General features: G+C 36.5%; 19 protein-coding genes. 2 read left to right on the plus strand and 17 right to left on the minus strand.

Features of this window, described 5'->3' with window-relative positions; genetic code table 11:
- Nucleotides 1–520: 520 nt before the first annotated feature.
- The 8 genes from DYH56_RS08230 to DYH56_RS08265 all read right to left on the minus strand — a co-directional run bounded on the left by DYH56_RS08230 (nucleotide 521) and on the right by DYH56_RS08265 (nucleotide 6,792).
- On the minus strand, nucleotides 521–1,225 hold the full coding sequence (locus DYH56_RS08230; protein WP_158539099.1) for a FadR/GntR family transcriptional regulator: 705 nt from the start codon (nucleotides 1,223–1,225) through the stop codon (nucleotides 521–523).
- Nucleotides 1,226–1,516: 291 nt separating this feature from the next.
- Nucleotides 1,517–1,864, minus strand: coding sequence for a RidA family protein (locus DYH56_RS08235; protein ID WP_199532997.1), 348 nt, complete (start codon nucleotides 1,862–1,864; stop codon nucleotides 1,517–1,519).
- Between the two features lie 87 nt (nucleotides 1,865–1,951).
- The gene (locus tag DYH56_RS08240; protein ID WP_114642366.1) at nucleotides 1,952–3,370 is read right to left on the minus strand and encodes a sodium:solute symporter family protein; all 1,419 of its coding nucleotides are present in this window, start codon (nucleotides 3,368–3,370) and stop codon (nucleotides 1,952–1,954) included.
- A 61-nt stretch (nucleotides 3,371–3,431) separates the two neighbouring features.
- Complete coding sequence (locus DYH56_RS08245; protein WP_114642367.1) at nucleotides 3,432–4,610, minus strand: NAD(P)/FAD-dependent oxidoreductase; 1,179 nt, start codon at nucleotides 4,608–4,610, stop codon at nucleotides 3,432–3,434.
- Nucleotides 4,611–4,615: 5 nt separating this feature from the next.
- Nucleotides 4,616–4,879, minus strand: coding sequence for a (2Fe-2S)-binding protein (locus DYH56_RS08250; RefSeq protein WP_114642368.1), 264 nt, complete (start codon nucleotides 4,877–4,879; stop codon nucleotides 4,616–4,618).
- Entirely contained in the window at nucleotides 4,879–5,388 is a 510-nt protein-coding gene (locus tag DYH56_RS08255) for a 4Fe-4S binding protein (RefSeq protein WP_114642369.1), read from the minus strand. The genes DYH56_RS08250 and DYH56_RS08255 overlap by 1 nt, the downstream gene beginning before the upstream one ends.
- Complete coding sequence (locus DYH56_RS08260) at nucleotides 5,381–6,481, minus strand: NAD(P)/FAD-dependent oxidoreductase (RefSeq protein WP_114642370.1); 1,101 nt, start codon at nucleotides 6,479–6,481, stop codon at nucleotides 5,381–5,383. The genes DYH56_RS08255 and DYH56_RS08260 overlap by 8 nt, the downstream gene beginning before the upstream one ends.
- Nucleotides 6,481–6,792, minus strand: a complete 312-nt coding sequence (locus DYH56_RS08265; RefSeq protein ID WP_114642371.1) for a (2Fe-2S)-binding protein — start codon at nucleotides 6,790–6,792, stop codon at nucleotides 6,481–6,483. Before DYH56_RS08265 ends, DYH56_RS08260 begins: the two co-directional genes overlap by 1 nt.
- A 292-nt stretch (nucleotides 6,793–7,084) precedes the next feature.
- Between DYH56_RS08265 and DYH56_RS08270 the strand changes: the two genes are divergently transcribed.
- Nucleotides 7,085–7,804 carry an FCD domain-containing protein gene (locus DYH56_RS08270; protein ID WP_114642372.1) on the plus strand — a complete coding sequence of 240 codons (720 nt, stop codon included), beginning with the start codon at nucleotides 7,085–7,087 and terminating at the stop codon, nucleotides 7,802–7,804.
- 62 nt (nucleotides 7,805–7,866) lie between these two features.
- Here the strand turns inward: DYH56_RS08270 and kdsA are convergent, their stop codons facing one another.
- The 5 genes from kdsA to DYH56_RS08295 form a co-directional block, all read right to left on the minus strand.
- A complete protein-coding gene (gene kdsA, locus DYH56_RS08275) occupies nucleotides 7,867–8,706 on the minus strand; it encodes a 3-deoxy-8-phosphooctulonate synthase (RefSeq protein WP_114642373.1) in 840 nt (279 codons plus the stop codon).
- 48 nt (nucleotides 8,707–8,754) lie between these two features.
- Nucleotides 8,755–9,528, minus strand: a complete 774-nt coding sequence (locus DYH56_RS08280) for a YdcF family protein (RefSeq protein WP_114642374.1) — start codon at nucleotides 9,526–9,528, stop codon at nucleotides 8,755–8,757.
- A gap of 158 nt (nucleotides 9,529–9,686) precedes the next feature.
- Nucleotides 9,687–11,141, minus strand: coding sequence for a UDP-N-acetylmuramoyl-L-alanyl-D-glutamate--2,6-diaminopimelate ligase (locus DYH56_RS08285; protein ID WP_114642389.1), 1,455 nt, complete (start codon nucleotides 11,139–11,141; stop codon nucleotides 9,687–9,689).
- Nucleotides 11,142–11,218: 77 nt separating this feature from the next.
- On the minus strand, nucleotides 11,219–12,175 hold the full coding sequence (locus DYH56_RS08290) for an ornithine cyclodeaminase family protein (protein WP_114642375.1): 957 nt from the start codon (nucleotides 12,173–12,175) through the stop codon (nucleotides 11,219–11,221).
- Nucleotides 12,176–12,192: 17 nt separating this feature from the next.
- Nucleotides 12,193–13,056, minus strand: a complete 864-nt coding sequence (locus DYH56_RS08295; RefSeq protein ID WP_114642376.1) for an RluA family pseudouridine synthase — start codon at nucleotides 13,054–13,056, stop codon at nucleotides 12,193–12,195.
- A 233-nt stretch (nucleotides 13,057–13,289) separates the two neighbouring features.
- Here DYH56_RS08295 and DYH56_RS08300 point away from each other — a divergent pair, with 233 nt between their 5' ends.
- Nucleotides 13,290–15,074, plus strand: a complete 1,785-nt coding sequence (locus DYH56_RS08300) for a cation:proton antiporter domain-containing protein (protein WP_114642377.1) — start codon at nucleotides 13,290–13,292, stop codon at nucleotides 15,072–15,074.
- 519 nt (nucleotides 15,075–15,593) lie between these two features.
- Here the strand turns inward: DYH56_RS08300 and DYH56_RS08305 are convergent.
- The 4 genes from DYH56_RS08305 to DYH56_RS08320 form a co-directional block, all read right to left on the minus strand.
- Entirely contained in the window at nucleotides 15,594–16,085 is a 492-nt protein-coding gene (locus DYH56_RS08305; RefSeq protein WP_114642378.1) for a nitroreductase family protein, read from the minus strand.
- Nucleotides 16,086–16,216: 131 nt separating this feature from the next.
- The gene (locus DYH56_RS08310; protein WP_114642379.1) at nucleotides 16,217–16,762 is read right to left on the minus strand and encodes a hypothetical protein; all 546 of its coding nucleotides are present in this window, start codon (nucleotides 16,760–16,762) and stop codon (nucleotides 16,217–16,219) included.
- A gap of 87 nt (nucleotides 16,763–16,849) precedes the next feature.
- Nucleotides 16,850–17,476, minus strand: coding sequence for a Crp/Fnr family transcriptional regulator (locus DYH56_RS08315; RefSeq protein ID WP_114642380.1), 627 nt, complete (start codon nucleotides 17,474–17,476; stop codon nucleotides 16,850–16,852).
- 148 nt (nucleotides 17,477–17,624) lie between these two features.
- Nucleotides 17,625–22,103, minus strand: coding sequence for an autotransporter domain-containing protein (locus tag DYH56_RS08320; protein WP_158539100.1), 4,479 nt, complete (start codon nucleotides 22,101–22,103; stop codon nucleotides 17,625–17,627).
- Nucleotides 22,104–22,443: the final 340 nt, after the last annotated feature.

A 22,443-nucleotide genomic window follows, 5' to 3' on the forward strand; every position in this document is an offset into this window, starting at 1 on the left:
TAAGGAAAGGGCAGGTCGATTGATTAGATCAAAATGCACTTTTTAGAATGCGAGTTATTTGAAATTGCAGGTTAAATAGAAAATCTTATAGGGATAACCGCTAGATATTTCCCCTGCAAATTGAACCGGGAAAAGTATATCCGAGGTTGTTTATATATGCCATATTCCAAGGATGATCTTTTATGGGCTGTGATCAGGTATTAGGAAGATTTATAATTAAATGTGAAAAAAGACTCTTAGAATATTTATTCTGAGAGTCTTTTAATTTTTTAGGAATTAAGATTTAGATAAAAATAAAAAAAGTTGTTACATATCTTATACTCTCCATCATTAATTTCTTTTTAGTTTTTCTAACTGTTGAAAATACAATATACCTAAATGCTGTGTCAATATAAAGTAAAAAGGTCCCATAGAAATTAATATACGGGAGTTGAAAACGCAACAGTTGAAGAATGATAAGGAGCTTTCTTTTTTAGGTTATTTTATCACATTTAAATTTACACTAAATTTAGCAAATCCGCTATTTTTTTACTTGTTTCTTTAACCAATTCAGACGGTTATTTATGTGGTCATATATATAATTTTTAACCTTTTTAGCTTCTTTATTTTTTATGTACTCAAGTATTATCTCATGATCTTCGATTTCTTTTAAAAGAGCTTCAGAGCTAATAATATCATGAGCATAAGTAAATCTACTATCTTTTAATTCTTCGGTTATAGAAATTAGTAAGTTGCTTAGTATTTTATTATCAGCTGCTTCCCCAATGAATTTATGGAATTCCCAGCCCATCATAGTAGTATAGGTATTATCTTCGATAGCTTTTTTACTTTTTTCTAAAGAATTTTCTAATTTTTTTATATTTTCAGGGCTCATTCTCTCGGCTGCAAAATAAGCTAACTGTGGTTCAATTGTAAGCCTTGTTTCTATAAGCTCTATTAATGTACTGTCGTTTTTTAGTGTTTCTATTAATTCCATTCTATGAAGACTCTTTAAAACATCTTCTGTTAAAAATGTTCCCTTTCCAGCTCTTGAATGAAGAATTCCTGAAAGCTCTAAAAATTTTAATGCTTCTCTTAGACTATTTCTACTTAATTGGAAGGATTCTGCAAGAGATACTTCCCCTGGAATCTTGTCTCCAGGACGCCACTGCCCTTTTCTAATCTTATTTAAAATTATTTTTATAACTTCCTCAGACAAAGTTGTTTTGTTCAATGGTCTTATCAAATCAGCCCCCTCCATTTAATAATTTTTTCATTAATATTGTTTAAATGTACTACAATAATAGTATACATCATTATTTTTTAAAAAGCTATAGTTGAGTCTTAATATTAAAAGTTCCCATAAAAATTACGGGAACTCTAATATTATAACTTCAGATTTTTTTAATTTTCATATATATATTAATTTCATTCATAAAAACATTAAAAACTCATTTTTTAGCACAAAGCTCCTCTTTAAGCGGTCAAAAAAAACCTCCTAAAAAATCAGGAGGTTTCAGTTTTTTTTCAATAAGAGCTATACAGCAGCTATAACAGATACTTCTACCAAGAGAGATTCCCTGGCCATATTCGCCTCTACACAGGCTCTGGCAGGAGCACTTCCTTCCTCTACCCAGCTGTCCCAGACCTCATTCATCTCTTTAAACTGGTTCATATCTTTAATATAAACCGTAGCCGAAAGAATCTTGCTCTTATGGCTTCCTATATCAGCTAAAAGCTGGTCTACCTTTTCCAAAGTTGTTCTTGTCTGCTCTGCCATCCCCTGGGTTTCATCCTTTGGAACCTGCCCGCATAAATATGCCACATCATTATGAATCACTGCATGACTCATCCTTTTTTTTGTATTATGTCTTTTAATCCCCACTTAAACTCACTCCTTTATCTTGTATAATATGATATTAACAACAAATCCAATTCTACAAATATTACATCCTTTAAATCTTATCCAGTACTAAAAATTAGCCTCCTCTTCGGCCACTTCAGATTCCCTTTTGGTAAACTTACTCACAATAATCAATGAAATAAATGAACTGAGTATTCCTATAACTACATATGGTATAGTTGTTTTTAATAAAAATCCTGACAGGCATCCCAAGAATCCAAAACTCATACTTGCTATTACTCCTTGAACAGTTAAAAAATTTGAGTCTTTATAAAAATAACCTAAAAATATAGGAGCTAATAATACCGAAGCTGAAAATGCATAGGTAAGAACTAAAAGTTTTAATGCTTCTGGGAATATTATGGCTATAATAACAGCCACAGCTGTTACACCTACTGCAAATACCCTTGAAACATATAGACGTTTTTTTGAACTCATGGTATCCGTCTTTATTACCTTCCCTAAAATATCTGTGGTAAAATTAACCACAACTGTATGGATGGCACTATCTATAGTCGAGATAATAGTCGCTACAAGAAATCCCGAATATATTGCTAAAAACCATATGGGTAATTTATTTAAAAACCATGCCGATGCCATCTCCGGCTGCAGATTAGGTGCCATACTTTTGATTGAGAACCCTAAATAAATCGCCCAAAATTCAGCAAATAAAATTAATAATCCGCTATATATGAGACTTTTTTTAGCGTCCTTTATATTCTTAACAGCACCTATCCTTTGATAATACATCTGATTGGTTAATCCTCCCGGAAGGATTGCAAACATCCAGAGTAATATGGTTGGCCAGCCTACCGAGGTCATACTCTGGGGAAAGGCTTTTGTCTCCACAGGAAGATGAGCAAAAATATTGGTGATCCCTCCTCCCATCTTAAATGCAAACACAAGAGAACCGATAGATACCACAATCATTAGACAACTGAAGATAAAATCTGTCCAGGCTACCGATGCTAATCCTGCCGGAAGAACAAAAAGTAAACTGATCATTGCAAAGATAATTATCAATATAACCGGCGATACGCCCAATAAATTTGAAAATAATTTTGAAACTGCCACTAACTGTGTACAAATCCAGCCAAAGGGAACTATTATAGTGGCTAATACAGCCACTAAGGTAAGAGCCCTGCTCTTACCATAAAATCTTTCCAAAATATCCGGGATAGTTGTAAATTCCTGGGTCCTCAGCCAATGAGCAAAGAAACTCAGTATAAACATTACCCCTGACAAAAACAGACCATAGGTGAGGGTCGCCCAACCGCTGCTGTATCCCAATCCTACGTGGGCTACCAGCATTCCTCCCCCCATAACGGTTGCAAATTGTGAACCTACAGTAACATATAGGGGAAGTGCACGCCCCCCCACATCCCAGTCTTCACTGGTATTAAACTTTTTTCCTATATATACCGATATAGCCCCACTTCCCAGGAGCACTACTGCCGTAGCTAGAACAATATAAAAAATACGACCCATAAAAATACCTCCTAATAATTATTTTAATCATCAATGATTCGAATAAATTTATTTTAGCACCTTACTTTTGGAACCTATTTGGATCGAAGCCCGACATATCCACGAATGTTTTCCCATCCATGATAAGATCTGCCACAACTTTTCCGGTTACCGGAGCCAGGGCAATTCCGTCTCCCTCATGACCTGCAGCCATGAAAAATCCCTCTATCTCAGTCCATCCGATGAGGGGAAGACCGTCTGGAGTAAATGGTCTCAATCCTCCCATAGTTCTTATTATACTCATATCTTTTAACTGGGGAAAATAAGTAACTGCATTTCTGATTACCTCTCCGATCCCTTCATAGGTAACATTTTTATCATAACCCACAAATTCTCTTGTGGCTCCAAACATGATGTTTCCCTTCGGAGACTGGCTGAGAGCAAGTCCTATTCCTAATTTTGCAATCATTTCAGGAGCATCCTTTAAAAGATCCGGATTATGTTTTGCCATCATATATTTTGCCGAAAGAATAGGCATATCTATAAAATAATCCACTTCATCGGTTATGCAGATCTGCCCTCTTCTTGGTTTTATGGGAGCTTCTATTCCTAATTTCTCGCATAAAAGGGGAGCCCATACGCCGGCTGCATTAATTATAGTAGGAGCATAAAATTTCCCTTTTGAAGTTTCTACCCCTATTGCTTTTTTACCCTCTGTTATTATATCCTTTACTTCGGTTCCCAGCATTATCTTGGTTCCGTTGGCCTTAGCTCCCTTTGCAAAGGCTATATTTAAAGCTATAGGATCCACTTCTCCATCCATGGGGCTGTAAGTGGCTCCTATAATATCCTGGGAAATTCCAGGCTGAAGTTTATTCACCTCATCCAGTGAAATAATATCAACATCCAATCCTGTTTTTTTCTGTTTTTCCACAAATCCCTTCATTATTTCCATCTCTTTCTCATTTTCAATGAGGATCATACCGCCTTTTTGTCTGAAGTGGATAGGCTCCCCCAGCTCTTCTTCTAAATTTTTATACATCTTTAAACTTTCAAGAGCTAAGGCTAAATGCACCCCTGGTTTTTTAGACTGCATCAATACCAGCTGGTCACTGGAACCCGATGCCCCTCTGGCATGATCATATTTTTCCAAGAGAGTTACTTTTTTTCCCCTCTTAGAGAGGTTATAGGCTATGGAAGTACCGATTACACCTCCGCCTATTACTATTACATCTGCATCATTTATATTTTTATCGTTCATAGCTTTTATTTCACCTCCAAAAATTCACTTATTTTTACTACCCTTGCAGGGGGTCTGGATGAACCTGGAGTTATTTTTTCCGGAGATTCTACTTCGGAGAGCATTCTGGCAATGATCTTCCCGCAGCTTCTTCCCTGACAGAGACCCATTCCAGCATGAGTTCTTATTTTCACCCCGGCTACAGTTGTAGCCCCGTCTTTTATAGCTTCTTTTACATCTTCTACCGTTACTTCCTGACATCTGCATACAAAAACTTTATCATCACACATTATCTTTCCCCTCCCCTACAGATGGTTCTTATTTCCATAAAATATTCTTTTGGAATTTCTACGCTGATAAGAGTTGTACCATCATTTTTTTTATCATTTTTTATACCCAATACTTTACCGTCAGCAATATATTTTCCAAACCTGTCCCCACAGGGCACCTGGTCTCCTTTTTCAGGAAGAGGCAGATATTCAAATGGAAATTCCACCAAGGATGTTTTTTCACTGTAATTTTTATGAATTTTAAAGATCGCCAGTCCGGGACATTTTGGAATACATATCCCACACCCTATACATTTTTCCTCGTCTAATTTAGGAAGGTTTGTAATCGAACTCCCCACCTCTATTGCACCAAAGGGACAGGCAGCCTCACAGGGATTACAAGGTATCTTCTGAACACATTCTATTGCTACAACAGGTCCTTTTTCAAATCTTTCCTCACTTGGAGTTCCTGGGCAGGCTTTTATCTCCTCCATGGAAGGAACTCCCGTAAACTTTACTCCTCTATTCATTAGCATCCTCCATATATCTACTTATCTGAGTTTTTTTAGATAATTTTCTTTTTTCACCAAATTCTCCATCTCTCAATGTGTTTAATCTCTTCCATACCTGGCCCTTAAGCTCTCTGGCTTTCTCTTCACTATACAGTCCCAAAGCCTCTGAAGCCGCTATACCGGCAAGACGTCCCTCTTCCATGGCAGAACTTGCTTCTTCTACTCCCGAGATATCTCCTGAAACATATATTCCCGGAAGAGTAGACTCCATATTTTCATTGTGTTTCGGCACATGTCCCCCAAAGGAAGGAATAAACGTAAAGTCACAGCCAATAGTCCAGGCTATTTCAGACATAGGACTGAGTCCCACAGCAATACAGATAGTATCCACATCTAAAATTTTCTCCGTCCCCTCAATCATTTGAAATCTTTCATCCAGTTCACATATCTCTACCTTGCTGACTTCCCCATCTCCCATGGCTCTTTTTACTGTATGGGAAGTATAAATAGGAACTCCCCCACGGCTGATCTTAGAAGCATGAACACCGTATCCACTTACATTTGGAGCTGCTTCCACCAATCCAACTACGTCGGCACCGGCCTGCATCAACTGGTAGGAAACAATTAATCCTACATTCCCTGATCCGACCATAAGAACTTTCTTTCCAGGAAGTACCCTGTTTACATTTATCATTGTTTGAGCGGCTCCGGCCCCCATAACACCGGGGAGATCAGATCCTGGAAAAGCAAGGGTATTTTCTGTAGCCCCTGTTGCAAGGATGATTTTATCTCCTTTTATCTGATGCTGTTTCCCGTCTTTTGAGTAAACCACTGTCTTTCCCTCAAATATCCCGTAAACAGGAGCATCCAGTATAACATCCACTCCCAATTCCTTCGTTTCCTCCAAAAGTTTTGTTCCTATCTCATATCCCCTGGTTCCTGCCAGATGTTCCCTGGAACCAAAGAACTTATGAATCTGTTTAAAAAGCTGTCCCCCGGGTTTTTTATTTTCATCCAAAACAGTAACTTTACCCCCGGATTTTGCAATTTCTATACCTGCAGCAAGACCTGCAGGGCCGCCCCCTACAACTACAACCTGAGTTTCTTTCATTACTCTTCCCCCTTTCCATATCCAATCTGTGTTTCCACATTCATTCCTTCTTCTACAGGAGTTACACAAGTTCTGACATTGGGTTTTCCATCTACTACCATAACACAGTCTGTACACCTTCCTATCCCGCAATAAACTCCTCTATCCCTCTTATATTTAGGAGTTTTTCTAAATTTTCTTATTCCTGCACTCATAAGAGCCGCCGCTATTGTCTCACCTGCCAAAGCATTTAAGGGCTTCCCGTTGTAATAAATAGTGACATATTCTTTTCTTTTTTCCTCACCTAATATAGGATGATCAATTATCCTCATTTTATAACCTCCTTTTTTATCTAACTAATAAAATGATTACAAGTTAAGTATATGGCTGAGATTATCTGTGAAAGCAATCTAAAAATAATTTTTATTTTTATTGTTTAAGAAATACTTTTTTATCGACTTTTTTTGCCCCTTTATTTCCGTGGCATCCAGTTAAAGTGTTTTAAAACCAAGGATCTTGTTCTGCAGATTTAGAACACCCCTCATAGATGAGTAGCTAAATTTTGCTTTTAGATAAAATGGAAGTATAATTAAAATAGAATTAAATAAATCGAGGTGAAGAAAAGTGAATAATGATGAAATAAACTACGATTACTCTATATTGAGACTCCTTGAAAAACATAAAAAACCTACAGGGGCTTCTTTAATAAAAAGGGAACTTAAAAATTTAAAGATAAATATCAGTGAGGCCACCATCGGGAGAATTCTTTTCGATTTGGATAATATTGGTTTTACTTTGAAAGACGGGTATAGGGGAAGGGTTATAACCGATAAGGGAAAACTTTACTTAAATAATCTTCAGAGAAAAAAAGACAGAAGGGAAAAAGGAGAATTATTTTTAAGTGCTCTGAATATACAGGAAATAGACAGACTCTTGGAGGCCTTGGAAGCCAGAAAAGTAATTGAAAGCCAGATGGCTAAATTTGCCGCTGCAAAATCTAATATTCAAACAAAAAAAGATTTTAAGAGAATTATAGAGAGTCACGAAAAAATGGTAAAAAATCTCACCGAATATGAATATAATATTCCATTTCATAAGTATATAGCCACCCTTGCAGGGAATAAGATATTGGAACTCATGCTCCAAATGGTAGTGGAAGACACCAGGTTTACACCGGCCTTAAAAAAAATAGAAAAAAATTTGGGTATGAAAACCATAGAAGAACATAAAAATATAGCCCATGCCATAATCGAGAAAAATCCCGAAGCTGCCGAAAAAGCCATGGCTGATCATATAGATAGTCTTATTGTGAAGGTCAAAAAAGTTAAATTAAATTTAAATTAGATAAAAAAAAATCAAAATATCTTTAGTATTTAAAAACCTCCTAAAAATTAGGAGGTTTTTTTCTATCTTTTCACTATTCCATCTATCTCCAATGCCACCTTTAATATTTCCTCTAAATCCTCTAATTTCAGCATATTGGGACCATCACAGGGAGCACAGTCCGGGTCTTCATGTACCTCTGCAAATATTCCATCCACTCCTACAGCCAGGGCTGCTCTCATCAATGGGAATACATATTCACGGTTTCCACCTGTACACGTCCCCTGTCCCCCTGGAATTTGTACCGAATGGGTAGCATCAAAGATCACAGGATATCCAAATTCTCTCATCTCCATAAATGATCTCATATCTACCACAAAGTTATTGTATCCGAAGGTTACTCCCCTTTCACATAACATAAAGTTTTCACTTCCAGCTTCCTGCATCTTATTGACCACATTTTTCATATCCCAGGGAGCTAAAAACTGGCCTTTTTTTACATTTACAGGTAATCCGGTTTCGGCTGCTGCCATCAATAGGTCTGTCTGCCTGCATAAAAATGCAGGTATCTGTATCATATCTACCACTTCTGCGACCCTTTCACACTGCCAAGGCTCATGTACATCTGTAATCACAGGTATATCATAGGTATCCTTTACTTTTTTCAGAATTCTCAATCCTTCATCTATCCCCACTCCTCTAAACCCGTGGATCGATGATCTGTTGGCCTTATCAAAAGATGACTTGAATACATAATTTATCCCTAACCTGTCGCATATTTCTTTGATCTTTCCGGCTACCCTGATACTCATCTCCTCAGTTTCAATGGCACAAGGCCCTGCCAAGAGTGTAAATTTACCTTTATTCCCGCCTATTTCAAATCTATCTGCTATCCTTACCGATTTTACCTCTTTCATCAACATATTTATTCCTCCTTATCGCCTAAAGTACGGGCAATTCATGAATTGCCCCTAAGATTTTATCTTATAAAATATTAATCCAATATATTCCCACACTGCACTCCTGATATCCACAAAATTACCGGCATTGGGGAAATAACTGTCCATCCCGTAGCTGCCTTTATACCTGGATACATATCCTGTAGGAGCTGGTATTACTTCTGCACCGTATTTTTCAAAGGTATATTTTGATCTTTTCATATGAGTGGCAGAAGTTATCAGAGCTGCTTTTTTATATCCGTTTTTCTCCATTATACCCTTTGTTAACCTTGCATTTTCTTCTGTTGTTTTACTCCTTCCCTCAATTATTATATCGGTGCCGGGAACTCCTAAGTCCACCATGAGCTCTTTATATATCCTTCCCTCTGATTTTTCTCCATTATACACTATTCCACCTGTAATTATTATCTTTTTAGGATAATTTTTATACAGACGCACTCCCTCAACTACCCTGAATAATGCTGCTTTGCCTGGACTGCCAGTTACAGAAGATAAACTTTTGGGAGCATTATCGTAGATTCCTCCTCCCAAGACCACATAACAGTCCGCTTCCTCCAGCTGAGTTCTGGTTATGGGAGGATAATTTTTTTCTAGGGGCTGTACTACCATATCCTTTACCGGTTCTATAGATAATAAATAGATAGCTGTTATTGTGACCAGTAACAAAAAATTTCCCTTTACCGCAGATCTTTTACGAAGATTCATCATAAAAATCATAAGCAGAATAATTATAAATATCCCAGGAGATATTAATATATTGGATATAAATTTTTGCAGTAAAAACATCTTTCCCCCTTTGTCACCTATGGCGAGACTAATAATTAATTAATTTTTTTGACGCAGACTCATACCTGACTTTTTGAACTTTCTTTTGCCGCAGATCACACAAATTATCTCAGATTATTAAAATTAAACCCTTCAGCACTAAGAAATGAGATAAAGAGTTACACTAAGATTTTTTTTCCTTTTTTCAGCCTTTCTTCAATATATTTTCCAGCTGTTTCCCTGTCATCCAAATGAATCTTTTCTCTGCCTATTATCTGATAATCTTCATGTCCCTTCCCTGCTATTAGGATAATATCATCTTTATCTGCCATAGATACTGCATCTGCTATAGCCCTTTCTCTGTCAGCTACCCTTATATAATCTTTATTTCCCTTAAATCCTTTTTCCACATCGTTTAAGATTAATTCCGGATCTTCAGTTCTCGGATTATCCGACGTCAATACCACAAAATCACTGAGTAATTCTGCTGTTTCTGCCATCTTGGGTCTTTTGGTAGTATCCCTGTCGCCTCCACATCCAAATACAGTTATGATTCTGCCTCTCTTTATCTCATTTAGAGCAGTCAAAATATTTTTCAGTGCATCCTCTGTATGGGCATAGTCCACAACTACCATAAAATCCTGTCCTCTGTCTACAGTTTCAAATCTGCCTGGAACACCCTTTAATCCTTTTAGTCTTTCAATGATAGTTTCCATATCCAGCCCTAACTGAATCCCTCCACCAATAGCTCCTAAAATATTCATAAGGTTAAACCTTCCCAGAAGGCCGCTCTTCAACCTGTAGCTTTTATCACAATAGATTACTTCTATCTCTTGGGTAGTGTTGTCTACACTTATTATCTTTCCTCTTAAATTCCCCGTATCTTCACCATAACCTATTCCGCCAAATTCATCATGCAACCTCTTTCCATGGATATCTTCTACGTTGTATACCCCGCACTGACTATCTTTTAATTTAGTAAATAATTTTCTCTTAGCCAGAAAATAATTTTCAATTGTTTTATGGTAATCCATATGTTCTGCAGTGAGGTTAGTGAATATCCCAGCATCAAAATCCAGCATCTCTACCCTTCCCATCTCAAGGGCGTGGGAGCTGACCTCCATCACCAGATATTCTATATTTTTTTCTATAGCTTTTTTACACATCTTTACCAGATCCAGCGATTCCGGGGTTGTATTAGGAGCCGGTATTATCTCCTCCCCTATCTTATACTCCACCGTCCCTATCCTCATGGTATTTTTTAATATTTCATCCAGAATATAGGTAATCGTTGTTTTACCGTTGGTACCTGTTACTCCTATAACCTTTAGATTTTTCTGGGGCCAGTTATAAAAATTAGAAGTTATAATCCCCAGATGTAATCTCAAGTCTTCCACTAAAATATATGTGATCTCCTTATTTAATATTTCTACATCTTTAGAAACCAAGATACATTTTGCTCCCAATGAGATAGCTTTTTCTATATAGTTATGCCCGTCTACCACACTTCCATCCAGTGCAGCAAATATATTCCCTGCTGCTATCTTTCTAGAATCGTACTCCATTCCGGTATACTCCATCTCCTTCCCAGAATTTAATATCTTATATTCAGTATTTTCTAATATTTTTTTTATATTCTTCAACTTTTTCCCCCTGTATTGACACAGATTTACAGTACATCCAATCTTTCAATCTATACTGATTTTATATTTTAAATATTTATTTTTTGTCCTATATTTAACCCAACAGCTTTTTCATATATAGTTTTTGCAACATATATATCTAAAAGAGCCATCCCTACCGATTTAAAAAAAACAGTTTCATCAATTTTTTTTTCTTTGTTACTCATAAAAGAACCTATAGTATGAATTTGTTCTTCTTTAATCAGACCTTCTGATAAGGGATAACAAAGATCTCCTGATTCTTCCTTTGCAAAATAAGTATCTGTATATATTCTATCTAGGAGAGAATATATCTCTTTGGGAAACTCTCTCATGGTAGGCTTATAGGATCCTATCCCGATAAAAGTTTTGCCTTTTAGAAGTCCAGCTTTGTTAGGCAAAACAGGATTTTCTGAACTGGTAGCTGTAATCACAATGTCAGTTCCCTCTAAAACCTCTTCTGCAGATCCACAAATAACTACCTCTATATCAATCTTCTTTTTTAGACGACTGGAAAAATCTTTTAATTTTTCTATATTCGATCCGTAAATTTTTACTTTTTTTATGGGTCTGACTTTCGATATAAAAAGTATTTGCTGAAACCCTTGGACTCCTGCACCTATAAGTCCCAAAGTAGAGGAATTTCTTTCAGAAAGGTGTTTAGCTCCTACTCCCCCTACTGCCCCTGTTCTAAGTTCTGTCAGAGTCTTTCCATCTATCATAGCCAGGGGTTCTCCGGTATTAGGATCATTTAAAGTCATGAAACCATCTATAACCGGCTTACCTATTTGACTATTTTTAGGGAAGATCGTCAAAGATTTTGTCCCAAAAATTTCATTTGTGAAACAAGGCATATAGAGAAGTGTATTTTCTTTATTGTTCACATGGATCCTGTCCGGCATCTCAAAATTATTGTTTTCGTAGGCTAAAAATGCATCTTCTACACTATCCATTACTTCCTCTAAAGAAATCATATTTTCAATTGCTGCTCTATTTAAAAAAATCATATATATCTCCTCACTATTTAAATTTTCTTCAGAAAATTTTCAGGGATCTCCCTCTCTATCTCAATATTATACTTAGGTATATTTACATAATATGAATACAGGTACATCATACTTTCCTTGCTGATCCCGTATTTCATATCCCCTACAATGGGCAATTTTTCATTGGCTAACTGCACTCTCAGCTGATGGGTTCTTCCGGTTCCCAACAGTCCTTCCAGCAGAGTTCTTTCTTTTCCATTTTTCACTACTTTAAAGTAACTGATACTCTCCTTAGCCCCCTCTTCATATTCATCCAGTTCTATTACCTTTGTTTCCGTCTTCTTCAGATAAGATTTAATGGTAAATTTATTCTGCTTTGGTTTTCCATCTACCAGGATATAGTATTTTTTTTCTACCCTTCTCTCTCTGATCTCCTCCGATAATTCTCTTACCACCGGCAGGGTTTTAGCCCCTATAATCATCCCGGAAGTGGCCTTATCTATCCTGTTTACAAAGGTAAAGTTCATATTTTCTGTATATGCTTTCAGCATCTCCGACAGCCCGTAATCATGTCCGCTGCCCTTGTGCATTACCATATTTGGTTTTTTATCAAATATCAGCACCCTCTCATCTTCATAAACAATTCCGGCTTTCAGATATTTCATCTCCTTCTCTGTCAGCTCTATAAATGATTTTTCCACAGTAGCTCCCTCACGTAGAAAAACATTCACCACATCTCCTACCTGTAACCTGTATTTACCATCTACTTTTTTTCCATTTACCTTGATTTTCTTTGTTCTGAGATATTTAAATATCTCTCCTAATTTTAGTCCCTCATATTTTTTTCTGACAAACTTATCCACTCTGGTATCTTTGTATTCCTCTGTTATCTTATAATCCATTATTCCACCTCTAAAACCGTTTTATTTATTAAAATTATATCATATAACAACCGTTCTTTCCTAAATTACATAAATTCAAATAACAGTTTTTTCATTGGGATATTCAAAATATATTTTTATATTCTTTAAATGTTTAATAAGGAAACTTTAAATGCTTCATAATTACGCGAAATGCATTGAAATTAATGTGAAATTATAGTACAATATGTTTATTTTTTATTAGGAGGATTTAAATGGACTTTATGAAAATCCAGATATTAGCTATTGGAATGCTGATACTTGGAGCGTACACAGGGGGAGTAATTGCTAAAAAAGTAAAACTGGGAGAAACTGTAGGTCAAATTTTAGGTGGAATGCTGGTTGGACCTCACCTATGGACATTGGTACACGATTGGGCTTCTACAAAGGAAGGATTATCTTCTATGCCTATTTTTCAAAAATTGGAGTATATCTATACTCATGGGTTCACCACCTATGGTAATGTAATTGAGGAAAGTCATTTTTTTGTATTTTTCTTTCTAGGGCTCATAGCCTTTAGTTTAGGAGAGGAACTTCATTTTGACAGATTGAAACAAATGGGGATAAAACCTACTATTATATGTCTTACCCAGGCTCTGCTTGCATGGGTTTCTATTACCTTAGTTTTCTTTAAGGTTTTTAATTTCCCGCTTATCAATGCAGCCATCGTGGGATCCATCGGAATAGCCACAGCACCGGCTCTTACCTTTGTCCTTATGAACAAATTAAAGGTTGAGGGTAAATTAAAAAATCTTTTAGCCAATATAGTGGTCCTGGATGATATTATCGAAGTAATTTTCTTCTCGGTATTTTTGGGTATAGCGGTTATGATGCAAAACGGGGAACACCTGTCTTTCGGCCACCTTGCCTTTGAGGTTATAAAGGAATTTTTCTTTGCTGTATTGATCGGAGTTCTGATTTTTTTACTCTTAAAGTTCACTGTGAAACCCGGGAAAGTAGATGAAGAGGAAGGACTGGAAGTAAAGGTAGAAAGTTTTTACGGTCCCATGCCTTCAATAGAGCTTTTCTTTATTGTAGCTGGAGTTGTAGCCGTGGGTTCTGCTGCAGCCTTACATTTTCATCTGCCTTTCTTAATAGTTGCAGTAGTTGCAGGAGCCCTGGTATCAAACTACCATTTCCATGCTATCTTCCATTCATTGCAGTTAAGTAATGTAATGCCGGCATTAAATTTATTCTTTTTTGCCCTTATTGGAGCCAGTGTAAAGTTAGAGACTTTCTCAGCTAAAACATTTGTCTTTGTTATAGGATATCTGGTAGTTAGGGGGAGTGCAAAACTTATCGGAACTTGGGTTGGATGTCGTATGACAGGTCAGGAAAAGGAGATAACAAACAGTCTTCCAAAACTCATGCTTCCACAAGCCGGAATGGCAGCAGTAGAAACTATCTTAGTAGCTACTGTCTTAAAAAATAGCGGAGGAGAACTTATCTTCAACACCATTATCCCAGCTCTGGTTGTTTTTGAGATTGGAGGAGCATGGATTTCAGAGAGAACCCTTATAGCCTGGAATAAATTTATAGGGGGGCAAAATAAGGGAAGAAAAGATAAAAAACATTTTGCTATAGAAGATATAGTGGGGAATATATGGGAATTTAAAGCCCAAAATAAAGATGACACCGTAGAACAGTTAACTAAGCTGCTCCATGAAAAACATCTCATCAAAGATGTCCATGAGATATCCCATGCTATTATGACCAGGGAAAAATTAGCCAGTACCGCTCTGGGTAAGGGAGTTGCTATTCCCCATTGCCGTACAAATGATGTGAGTAAGACTACCTGTGTGTGTGGATTTTTAGAGAATCCTGTAGAATGGAATTCACCAGACGGTAAACCAGTGGATATAGTTTTTCTGGTTATCACTCCTAAGGATAAACCGCAGGAGTATCTCCAGACTGTTAGGAGTATAATTCTTACCTTGAAGGAATTAAGCCTTGAAGGGGAATTAAACCACAGTTTATTGAGAAATATATTGGTAGGGTAAAACTAAAGAGCCACTCAGAAAAATTCTGAGTGGCTCTTTTTTTATAACGTGAACCCGACCATCATGAACTTCGAAAAAGGTTCCAAAGTTTCCGTCTTTGATACGGGTTACCTTTTTTCTTGAAAGAAAAGCTAACGGAAAAATTCAAGGAAAAGTCGAATCGATTACCTCAGAGAAAATATAAATAATTAAAAAATTTATATTTTTAAAGTCGTCCGTTTTATAGCTTTTATCTTCATATTTCATTTACTAAATTTTTAAAATGTCATTTTATACCCAAATCTAGAAACGAAGTAAATTTGCTATAGGTTTCTCCCTACGAGGGTTCACATTTAAAATTAGATTTAGTTAGATCTAATTTTAATAGTCGTGAAACACCCGACAACAAGGGGAGAGGGTCTCAACTCCAATTATTCTTGCTTCGGTTTCTCTGATTTTACATTTAGGAAATTCTTTTTAAATACAAGAATTTTATAATATTCGTAACCTCGTGAAACCATAAGAAGGAGGAGTTAAACCTTACAGATAATCTTCCTCTTTATATGCAGGTCTTTCCTGGTCTGGATATCCTAGGGCAATTATGCAGAGCAGTCTTTTGTTAGTTGGTATTTCCAAGATCTCCTTGGCTGCCTCTTCAGCGTCTCCTCCGTCTTTGGTAAACCTGTTTTTCATCTGTACCCAGCATGACCCTAAGCCCTGATTACAAGCCTCTAACTGGATGAATGCCGATGCTATAGAGCAGTCCTCCACCCAGGTGTCGGATATTTCCTCATTGCCTATTACAGCGATAGATACAGGAGTTTCTGCCAAAAATAACCCCCCCTTTGGCTTTACCATGGATAATTTTTTCAATACTTCCCTATCTTCTACTATCACAAATTCCCATGGTTTTTTATTTTTCCCGCTGGGAGCTACTTTCCCGGCAGCCAATATCTGATTTATCTTTTCCTCTTCTATTTTTTTATCCTTATATTTCCTGATACTTCTTCTCTCCAGTAAAATTTTTAACATCTTCAATCCTCCCCAGATATATCTAAATTATTTAGTAAGAGTATACCACAAAATTTGAATTACTCTTATTCTCACCTCGATTTCTTAATAACAAATCTAAACAAAAAAAAGAGACGACCTAAGTCATCTCCTTATAACACCACGTCCTGATCAAAGGTGAAGTCCAGGTATGTTCCGCTAGGAATCCCTATAGTTCCTCCCTTTGTGAGTACAGATACACCTAATCCTACTTTGGCTCCTGTTTTAGCTCCACTGCTGCCATCTATCAATCCGCCTACTGCCACTGCTCTGGCAGTTTTCCCTGCTGTATCTGCTCCTGACCCTTGCTTCCCTATATAGTTTAGTTGGTTCGTAGTTATATATACCAATCTGTTATCTACCATCACCTGAGTTAATTTAATACTTAGTTTAGATGATCCCACCAGCCTGCTGGCTTGAACAGATTCGACTACCGTACCATAGACCTTACTCCCGGATTTTATAGCTACTTTATTGCCTATAACTACATCCCCTTCTAATATTGCAGAAAATTTATGCCCTGCATTGTGCCTGGATCCATCGATAGTGTCTATAGTTTTTATCATCAAAGGTGTTCCTCTTGGAATAATTAATTTTGCTTCGCCACTATAACTTACCAATCCCATCATTAAAAACAATATTGTTATAATTTTTTTCATCATCATCCCTCCATAAACCATGTTATTTTTTTTTATAGAGTGATTATAACATATCACTCTATTTTTAAATTCCGAAAAACGGAATTTTCATATTTTATTTCCTTCAAAATATTCCCTTAACCTTTCTCTGTCTATTATCTTTAAATATTTTCTTTCTTTGGTGATAATTCTCTTCTCAATCAGTTCATTGGTTATCTCATAAAGTCTTGTTTTATTAACATTTAGATAATCACAATAGTCTAAATACCTTTCATAAAAAACCTTATCCCCTGTAGCTGTTATATCCAGGATATAGGCAAAATAACCTAAAGGACCATAAGCTAAAAACATTGTCAAACCTATTGAATTCAATATTATTTTCTCATTATCATAGATTAACATCTTTAAAAAATCAGCTCTTTCTAACAATCTTTCAAATAATTTTTTTTCTAAAAATGCTACTTTCGTATCATCGTATTTAGCCAGGCAGTCAAAAAAATTATCATTGTTGGAATCAAAAAAATATAAATTTATCCCCATAAATTCTCCTGATTTAAATCCAACTGGATAAAGGATTATCCTTTCAGAAAGATGTTTAGAAGCTAATACTTCTCCACTTAAAATATATCCAACCTTTCTATCCCAACCCGAAGTATAGATAAATTCACCCTTTTTAAAAGTTTTTATTTGATATTCATCATTTTTAGCTATTTTAAAAAATTCTTCTTTTTTCAATTTATCACCGCCTTTTTAATACCATGACTCAGAGACTGAAAATTCATAAAGTTTTTTTTATATACCAATTCTATTTCATCTTCCTTTTATAGATATAAACAAAAAAGGAGATGACCTCAGTCATCTCCTCCTATTAAACTTCAACCAATTAAAATTTATACCCTATTCCTACACTTACATAATAATCATCTGTATCACTTCCTGCTAAATATCCACCTCCTACATCATAAATAAATCCACTGTTTTGTTCTCCTTCAAATGATATGCCTGCCTTCATTAAATCCTCATCTCTTTCAGTAATTAAGATATCAAAGTCCGATCCACCCTTCATATTCCCTGTCAGAATACTTTTATCTGTTACAGTTAATGCACGTATATAAGATATTCCACCTTTAATTTTTGCACTACCTTGATAAAAATTCATCTCTTTGACTAAATCTATTCCCACCTCTCCATCTAAATAATCTTCTGTTTTTGAACCTGTTTCTATAGCAAGATCTTCATTTCCTTCATCTATCGAATCTTGACTTATTCTAGTATAAGTTAAATTGATTTTTGGTTCTAAAAAATACGATTGTCCAAATTCATATGAGTATATACTACCGATATATGCATCAAATCCATTGTTAGAATAACTTTCCTCATATTTATGATCTTGATATTTATTAGCCGCTATTCTTCTGCTGTCATAATCCGTATATTGATACCCTCCTCCAGCTATAAATCTAAAATTACTAACTTCTGTTTTCCCATATGCTCCAATATAGAAACTATCTCCATCTAATTTTGATCCGTTGGAGATATCTACCTTATTATTATTTCCTCCAACTATAATCCCTGCTGAAGTTTTATCCGACAGACCATATTCAGCCAAACCATAACCTCCAAATATTGATCTTTCTGACTCAATATTTTCATATGATGTACTATGTTTTTTTGTAAACTTATCATCATTATATATTGGTCCACCATATATCATCCATTTTTTCTTATCTGCTTTAAATGGTTTGTTCAATGCTGTCTCACTAAATGTTTTCATAGATTCCTTAGAGGCATATAATGAATATCCATACGGATTAGCTGCATAGATATCATTTAATAGAATATAAAGTTCTTTGGCAGCATCTGCTGCCCCTGAAGCTACAGTAGGATTAAGTGCATCTATATTAGTATCTCCACTTGAAATTATACTTTTATAGACTAAATCTAATTTTTCATAATATGTTTCACCACCCCCATCTACTGGTAAATCATCCTCTACTCCTACTACGATATCTCCATTTCCATCTATTACTGCATCATGAATAATAGAATCTGTTTTTAATTGAATATCTTCATCTATAGTTACTTTATTATTATGAGTATCGGATAAAGCTACAACTACTCCTCTTCCTACTCCACTAGTAACTATATTAAGAGTTCCATTTTCCTCTGCTCCATCCTCTTCACTTGCTACAATTAGATTGTTTTCATAGAGAGCATGACCAGTAACTCTTCCATCACCATCTGTTTTCTCTGTATCAACTCTTACATTCAAAGTGCTATTATCGCTTATCTCTATCTTTTCAGCTCCTTCAATTTTTGCTCTTTCAGTAAATGTTACCTCTCCCCTTACTTCCATATTTTCAAAATCTTTTACATTTCCGCTAATAATTAATTCTTCATTCTCTTGACCAGCTACAGGTTTATCTCCAAGTTCCAGCCTGTCTTCACTATCTTTATTTTCAGACCCGTAAAGATCACCATTTAATTGTACCGGACTTCCAATAACAAGGTGATTATCTATTCCACCCTTCACATCTATATCACCATTTAATATCGTTTTCCCTGCCAAGGTCAATTCATTGTCTCCGTCACTCCCCACTATAATAGGATTATATCTCACATAATCATCAGTTATATCATCTGGAGTACCGTTATCCTCGATGGCTCCAACTCCTCCGCCGTTGAATACGGTATCGACAGCTGTTAAAGAAGATCCGTCATTCAATATAACCGCCTTATCATATCCGTTCACCATGGAGTTTTCTACTTTAACTGTTCCATCTACTGTCATTACTCCGCTTCCTACCCCGGCTCCATTTATTATCTTGTTGGATATATCCGATGTAAAAGTATCATATGAATCTGAATTACTGTTTTTTAAACCTGTATTTATTATTTCCCTGCCACCAACAATAGTTCCTGTGGCAGAAGAATTCTCTACATTCACTACACTACCATCTGTATTTAATCTTACATATACCCCGTTATTTGTTGTCCCTGTTTCATCCATAGTTCCCATGGAATCTTGTCCATCACCATAAATTTCCTGCCCTGCCATGACACCGTTATTCACTATATTATTTACTGAAACAGCAGCTATTGCACTCTTTGATCCTGCCACAAGACCACTGTTGGGAAAATCTTTAATCTCCCCATTGTAGGCAATCCCATTTCCTGAGAATGTAGAACCTGAACCTGCATCAGTTCCATTGACCTTGCCTTCTATCAGATCAACCCGGCCTCTGATTATCCCTCTGTTTTCTCCTGCCTTTGCCCCGTATATACCGTTTCCACTTAGGTTTGCCCAACCAGATACCAAATTATTCCCACTTATTGTTCCATCTTCCGAACCACCGTGGGATCTTGAACTTCCTTCTATTATTCCTCTATTTTTTCCTGCATCTCCCAATATCCCGTTTCCACTTTCATATGCATCTGCTTCTGCAATTGATTTCACTATAGAATCCCCTGTCGGTCCTGTCAGATCAACCCTGGTTGTTCCCCCTTGTAAATCTGCCCTTCCTCTTATTATTCCACTATTGGTATCTACCTTTCCTACCACACCGTTTCCACTTAGGTCTGCAGTGGCATCCGAATTTACATCCGATTCATTTTTTATTCCCTCTATCATACTTGCAGCTGTTCCCCCCTGTGATATTACCCTACCTCTTATAAAGCCACTGTTTTCTTCCACTCCTCCCATTACTCCATTTCCACTTTCATATGCAATGGCAGATGCATATGCCTCTACTATAGCTATTTCAGGGCTTACATCATTGCCTTCTTCAAAATTTTGCCTTTGGGCATCTCCCTCTGCTCTTCCTCCTTCTAATAATGCTTTTCCCTTTATTATTTTACTATTTTTCCCCACTCCTCCTAATACTCCATTTCCACTTAGGTTTGCATATGCATCTGCATCTGCTCTAACATATGCCTCCTTACCTTCCGCTTCAGCAAATATTCCATCACCTGTTGAACTTCCCTTTAGCACTGCACGTCCCTTTATTATTCCGCTGTTTTCCTCTACATATCCGCCTACTCCATTTCCACTTTTATCTGCATCTGCAACTTCATAAGCTCTTGCCTCTGCTATATCTGCAGATACAAATACTACTGTAGATTTTTCTACGACCCCTACATCCCCACCTACATCTATTCCATTTAATGCTCCCCCTTCCAGATCCACTCTTCCCGTTATTGTTCCGCTGTTATTTTTGACTCCTCCATCTACCCCATTTCCACTTCCCACTGCATATGCATAAGCGTATGCCCCTACTTTTCCTTCTGCTGTTCCATCCACTACACCGATTGAACTCCCACCCTTTAATACTGCATCTCCTCTTATTGTCCCAATGTTTTCTCCTACCTCTCCCAATACTCCATTTCCACTTTTAGTCGCTGTAGCTTCTGCTCCTGCCTCTGCATATTTCAATGCTCTTGCAGTCGCTAAGCCGCCCTGTAGATCTATATCTCCCGTTATTACTCCGCTGTTATTTTTGACTCCTCCATATACTCCATTTCCACTTTTTCCTTCCAGTTCATCATCAGGCCCGTAGTCATAACCAGAACTGACATCTGCATATGAATATACTTCATCCCCAGTGGGATCTATATCAGCTTTCCCTAATATACTTTCTCCACCTTTTAATACTGCATTTCCCCTTATTACTCCGCTGTTTTTCTCCACTTCCCCCACTACACCATTTCCACTTCTCACTACGTCAGTCCCTGCATATACAATGACTTTAGTCGGATCATCTATCTTCCCACCCTCAGAATTCGCATCTCCTTCTATTGTTCCTGTATTATTTACCACAGTCCCGCCATATATTCCATTTCCGCTCTTATATATTTGTCCTTCCACACCTTCATAATCTTCTTCTCTTATATCTACAAATAAACTCCCCTTTGCACTTACCTCACCTGCTATCTTCCCGCTGTTCTCTATCTTAGATACTCTTTCACCGTCATATATTCCATTCCCCTGTTTTTGGATTAGGAGTGGTTTATTACCTACCTCACTGGTCAATCCCCCGGCAATTATTCCTATGTTTTCTATCCCTACATTTTCTAAAATCACACCTTCCACATCTGATCTGACTATGACTCCATTCCCGGACACATCTTTTACCCCTACAAAACCTAAATTATCGGTTGTAGATTTTTTTTCCCTGCTGTCCACCTTTCCACTTTCTTCCACTTTTAGTGTAGTGTTGGAATCTTTAATTATAATTTGCCCGCTATCTCCTGTTATAACCTGTGAGTACCCAATAGATCCAGTAATCAAAAAAGTAACTAGAAGAACCTGTGTTATTTTAACCTTTCTTTTTAACCATCTTTTCAATACCTTCTCAACTTTCATCTCTCTCCCCCCCATTTTTATTTGATTCAACTACAATTTTGTAGTGTTATTTTATATTCATTGCAGCTTCATTATAGTATTCATTAATTTTGTTTTTGTTTTTTTTATTAGACGACTAGTTATTCAGAACAATACTATTATTTCTCATTCAAATTATATTTTTTAAGTAAATATATGGGATAAGGAATTCATTTTGTTTTTGTAAAAAGTATATAAAAAAAAGCTAACGCTTCTTCAACCCCCAGCCCCCATCTTGGGGGTTTTTGGTATAATAACTATTATGACTACTATTACACTTAAAGATATTCTTACCAACGACAACCTAAAAGCTTTTTTTAAG

The organism is Psychrilyobacter piezotolerans, assembly GCF_003391055.1.
Lineage (GTDB): Bacteria > Fusobacteriota > Fusobacteriia > Fusobacteriales > Fusobacteriaceae > Psychrilyobacter > Psychrilyobacter piezotolerans.